This window comes from Saccharopolyspora soli, assembly GCF_022678645.1.
GTDB classification, from domain to species: Bacteria; Actinomycetota; Actinomycetes; order Mycobacteriales; family Pseudonocardiaceae; genus Saccharopolyspora; species Saccharopolyspora soli.
Genome location: NZ_JALBWV010000170.1, coordinates 1 through 1,087, shown reverse-complemented (window position 1 = coordinate 1,087; position 1,087 = coordinate 1). Strand labels below are relative to the sequence as shown.

General features: G+C 67.2%; 2 protein-coding genes. Both read right to left on the bottom strand.

All coding sequences use genetic code 11. The annotated features are described in order from the left end of the window. Positions 1-369: transposase (locus tag MOQ72_RS44130; protein WP_242192037.1), on the bottom strand; the 369-nt coding region annotated here is incomplete at its 3' end. Between the two features lie 316 nt (positions 370-685). Further along, the coding region (locus MOQ72_RS44125) for a tetratricopeptide repeat protein (protein ID WP_242192036.1) at positions 686-1,087 on the bottom strand (402 nt) is incomplete at its 5' end.

Genomic DNA, 1,087 nt, shown 5'->3' with positions numbered 1-1,087 from the left:
GGGTGCGGCGTTGCGGCCCTCGGTCAGGCGGACACGGTCACGTAGCCCGTCGAGCACGTCCTGGCTGACGCCGGCGGCCTCCCACGCGGCGAAGTGGTTGTACACAGTGGACCAGGGCGGGAAATCCGCTGGCAGGGCTCGCCATTTAATGCCGTTGTCGACCACGTAGAAGATCGCGTCCACGATCTCGCGGCGGCAGTGCTTGGCCCTGCGGCCGCCCCTCCCGGCCAGCCATCCCGGGGTCGGTAGCAGCGGTTCGATGATCGCCCACTGGGCATCGGTGATATCCGACGGATACCGCCGCGAGCGGCACGGACTGCGATGCGTGGTGGCCAGCAGGCAGCACTGCCGACCCCGCGCGCGAACCATCGACGAACTGGGGCACGATGACACCCGGGACTCCTGGACGGATACGGACGACTAGACACCGACCGATCTACCAGGAGTCCCTCCTCATCTCCGCACCCACCCCGCCGACCAAGATCAGTTCAGGAACAGGCACTGACGGCGCAGGACTTCTCTCGGTCTCAGACCGATAGCGAGGATAGAAAAGCTCTGGTCGTGAAATGTGCGCTCTGCGGGCACGGGAATGAGTCCCCGACATCAGTGAATAGCCGTTGCGCGGTTGCGGCAGCCAAGGAGGCTTGGGCGGGTGACGAGGGTTCGACCGCGTGACCGCTCGTGCTCAGAGCGTCGCGAGCTCCTTCCTCGCAGCTACCGTGTCGGGATGATCAGGGCCGTACTGCTCCTCGCGGCCGCGCAGCACGCTTTCGTAGATCGTTCGAGCCTCCGCCCGCTGGCCCTGCCCGGCCAACGCCGCAGCGAGCCGGCTCCGGGTCACAGATGTGTGCGGATGACGTTCCCCCAGCACACGACACTGCTTCGCGGAGATGTCGCGAAGCTCGGCCGCGGCTTCCGCGAGCGCACCGCGCGAAATCCGAATCCCGGCCAGCTCGCTGCGAGTGCTCAACGTATCGCGGTGCAGGGCGCCGAGCACCGCTTGCTGGGTGGCGAGGATCGAGGCGTACTCGCTGCCGGCCCGATCCAGATCTCCGCGCAAGTGGTGCAAGTGGGCGAGCTCCGCCCT